This window comes from uncultured Bacteroides sp. (genome assembly GCF_947632445.1).
Taxonomy (GTDB): domain Bacteria; phylum Bacteroidota; class Bacteroidia; order Bacteroidales; family Bacteroidaceae; genus Bacteroides.
Genome location: NZ_CANRPM010000127.1, coordinates 1 through 3,213 on the forward strand (window position 1 = coordinate 1; position 3,213 = coordinate 3,213).

General features: G+C 52.2%; 7 protein-coding genes. 2 read left to right on the forward strand and 5 right to left on the reverse strand.

The window, feature by feature from the left end; translation table 11 throughout:
* From Q0Z70_RS13325 to Q0Z70_RS13335, 3 genes are all read right to left on the reverse strand, one after another.
* Nucleotides 1-1,001 (reverse strand): DUF3945 domain-containing protein (locus tag Q0Z70_RS13325; RefSeq protein ID WP_298075266.1); only part of this gene is annotated, 1,001 nt, incomplete at its 3' end.
* A gap of 20 nt (nt 1,002-1,021) precedes the next feature.
* Nucleotides 1,022-1,372, reverse strand: coding sequence for a helix-turn-helix domain-containing protein (locus Q0Z70_RS13330; protein WP_298075269.1), 351 nt, complete (start codon nt 1,370-1,372; stop codon nt 1,022-1,024).
* A 3-nt stretch (nt 1,373-1,375) separates the two neighbouring features.
* Complete coding sequence (locus tag Q0Z70_RS13335; protein WP_298075271.1) at nt 1,376-1,735, reverse strand: helix-turn-helix domain-containing protein; 360 nt, start codon at nt 1,733-1,735, stop codon at nt 1,376-1,378.
* Nucleotides 1,736-1,943: 208 nt separating this feature from the next.
* Between Q0Z70_RS13335 and Q0Z70_RS13340 the strand changes: the two genes are divergently transcribed.
* On the forward strand, nt 1,944-2,237 hold the full coding sequence (locus Q0Z70_RS13340) for a helix-turn-helix domain-containing protein (protein WP_298075273.1): 294 nt from the start codon (nt 1,944-1,946) through the stop codon (nt 2,235-2,237).
* Between the two features lie 29 nt (nt 2,238-2,266).
* Nucleotides 2,267-2,572: a helix-turn-helix domain-containing protein gene (locus Q0Z70_RS13345; RefSeq protein WP_298075275.1), complete on the forward strand. Its 306-nt coding sequence runs from the start codon at nt 2,267-2,269 to the stop codon at nt 2,570-2,572.
* Between the two features lie 80 nt (nt 2,573-2,652).
* Here Q0Z70_RS13345 and Q0Z70_RS13350 read toward each other — a convergent pair whose 3' ends face one another.
* Nucleotides 2,653-3,015 carry a RhuM protein gene (locus tag Q0Z70_RS13350; RefSeq protein WP_298075277.1) on the reverse strand — a complete coding sequence of 121 codons (363 nt, stop codon included), beginning with the start codon at nt 3,013-3,015 and terminating at the stop codon, nt 2,653-2,655.
* 12 nt (nt 3,016-3,027) lie between these two features.
* A partial coding sequence (locus Q0Z70_RS13355; RefSeq protein ID WP_298075278.1) for a tyrosine-type recombinase/integrase occupies nt 3,028-3,213 on the reverse strand: 186 nt, incomplete at its 5' end.

The following is a 3,213-nucleotide window of genomic DNA, read 5'->3' on the forward strand; positions in this document are numbered from 1 at the left end:
CGCACGGGTAGCCCGGCACGCAGCATATCCTGTTCCTGCTTGGTGATTTCCGTCTTTCCGATGCGCTCCGGTATGCGTACCTTGTTTGCGGGAATGTCCGTAATTTCATTTGTCTTGCGGTCTATGCTGATAAACGAGGGAATTATTTCACCCGTTTCTCTGTCCACGATGTCCACGACCCTGCCGAGGTTGCCCGTTTCGCGCAGGTTCTTCCGGTCGTCATCGGATAACTTGTGTCCCTTGTACTCATCGAGTTTCTGCTCCTTGCGGATGAAGTGCGGCACAAGGCTGACGTTGCCCTCGCTGTCCCTCTTGAAAGAAAGGCGGGCGTCCAGCTCGAATGATTCGCCGCCGAAAGTCGGCTTGACTTTCACCAAGTCGGACTTGCCGTAGTTGAGCATCTTCGCAAGGTCGCCGGACTTTTCAAGGTCGTCACGTTTCACACTCCATTTCTCTTCCAGCTCCTGCCAGTTGATTTTGCTCTCGTCGATGGGCTGGTAGCCCCGTCTGCCCTGCGTCTGTTGTTGCGGGCTTTCCTGATTCTGTTCCTGTTTCTTTTCCATTTCTTCCTGTTTTTTGGTTTCTTTGGGTTGATCATCCTGTTTTTGCTCCGTTTGCTCCGTCTTTTCGGTAGTCTGCTCTTCCTTTACCTGTTTTTCGTAGCCGGAAGTGTCCACTTTGTGGGGCGCGAGCAGTTCCTTGTTGGCTTCGGGGTTTTTCAGCAGGTCTTTCATCACCGCCAGCAGTTTATCGGCTTGGTCTGCCGCGACACGGTAGAAACCGAAGCGGCTGGGTTCCTTGCACTGCCGAAAGAAGTTTTTGAAGAAGTTGTCCAGCACGTCGCCGTAACGGTCGAATTGCAGGAAACTCTGCGCATTCTCCGCTTTTGCGGGGGTACGCTTGGGAGAGCCGTCGGCATCCAGCCCGGCTACCACGCTGATCTCGCCCGTCTTCTCGTCACGGACTATCAGCACGTCCTTTTCGTCTTTTTTCTTTGCCATCTGAAAAATGTTTTAATGGGTTATTTTTGAAAGAAATTATGGATACGAGCCTTGTAGAAGGCTATATCTTCTTTTCGGAAATCCTTTACGTGTTCAGAAAGGAACGTCAGCACGTCCTCCTCGCTGTAATAGGTCTTTTTGCCGAGCGTCTTGTACGGCAATGCGCCAATGCTGCGGTAGCGTTGCAGGGTGCGCTTGCTGATCTGGAGCAGCATACAGAGGTCTTGGTTGTCGAACATCCTGATACGTTCCATCGGGTTCGGGGCTTTGCCGGACGGTTGCAAGGAAAGCAGCAGTTCGTCCTGACGGTCGAGTCGTTCCATCAGTTTCTGCATCCAGCTCTCGAAATTGTTTCGGGTAAGCAGTTCCATACCTCATGTCCTCCTTCCTTTGGGTTTGTTGCCGCCCGTGCATAGCGTGTGGTTCCGTTTCAGTTCCGTCGGTGTCGTCGCGTCTTCCATAACGGTGCAGTCCGCAAGCAGGCGGTCGATTTCCGACTGGCGGTAGCGGCACTTGCCGCGCAGCACCACATAGCCGATGCGATGCTCGCTGCGCATACGCTGGAGGGTGCGTGTGCTCACATTCAGCAGATGCGCCGTCTCACGAGTGGTCAGCAACCTGTCTGCGGATTTTTCTTTCCTTTCGCCGGAAACGGCACGCACGTATGCCGCTATTTCGGCGATCTGTTCCGTCAATGCGGTGAAGGCGGAACTTTCCATCGTTATTACTTTCATATTCAGTCCTTTCTTTTGGTTTCTGCGGCAAAATTCGGCAATAAACAAAAGGGGCTTTAACAGCTCACTACGTGTCTCACGTAAGATTTTTATCGGAAATGGCTCCGTGACCCGGACAGACGGCGCAACATACAACCTTTTAGCGGGAAACGATATACGTTCACGGGGACGGCGTTACCTTTGAGGCAAACTCTGAAATGTTTTGAATATGGAAATTGTATCTATTGAGAAAAGTACCTTCGAGATGATGGTGGCGTCCTTCAACGCCCTCTCGGAGAAGATTGCCGCCCTGAGGCGCAAGAGCGACGGAGGGCGGCTGGAAAGATGGCTCACGGGCGAGGAAGTCTGCGGGCAGTTGAGAATCAGCCCGCGCACGTTGCAAATGTTACGCGACAAGCGGCTTATCGGCTACTCGCAGATAAACCGCAGGTTCTATTACAAGCCGGAAGAAGTCAGGAGGCTGATTCCGCTTATCGGCACGCTCTATCCCGGCGGCAGGTAATCTTATTATTCACCCATGAATCCGAAGTTATGATGAACGAGAACAACGATGTTTTTACGATGGAGGACGAGCCGCTTGCCACCGTGGTGCAGAATATGCGCAAAGGCTCTAAATGGCTCTCCGCATTTTTGGAAAGTTACCGTCCGCCACTGGACGGGGAACGTTACCTGACGGACAGGGAGGTGGCGGAGTTGCTCCGCGTGAGCCGCCGTACCTTGCAGGAATACCGCAACAACAGGGTGCTGCCCTTTATCCTCTTAGGAGGAAAGGTACTTTACCCCGAATCGGGATTACGTGAACTGTTGGAGACGAATTATCGCAAGCCGATGGAATAAAGGGGGCATGAAAACGAAAAAAGAAAACGGACAACTCTTGCGGGGCTGTCCGTTTCCTTTTTGTCGGCACGTATACGTGTTCAGCAATACCCGGCTTTCCCGTTCTGTATGAACATCACGTATGCCTGCCGTTTTTCCTTCGAGAGAGCTTTGCCCACCAGCCACGTGCGGAATACGTGTGTATAGTAAGTGTTCAACCGGAAGGCGACGGGGATGATGATTTCAAGCGAGTAAACATCCGCATACAGACCGTTTTCAAGCTGAATGTAGCGGCATACCTCGTAGTCGCTCAACACATCCGTCTTGCGGACGGCTTTGATGGCTGCGTTCACTGCCGGGACACCCGTGTGGAACAATCCGGCGATTTCTCCGGCGGTCATCCATACCTCGTTACCGGTTACGCTGACCGCCTTGTCCTCTATGATGATTATGTCATGTTTCATGGTTTTTCTTTTTTAGATGGTGCAACCTGCAAATTCCTCAATGCTGTTCAACCTTGCGGCAAGGTTCTCCATGTCTTGGTTGAGCTTCTCTTTTGTTATTTTTGCGTATATCTGCGTTGTCTTTATGCTCTTGTGTCCCAGCATGGAACTGACCGTTTCGATGGGTACGCCGTTGGAGAGGAACACCGTCGTGGCTGC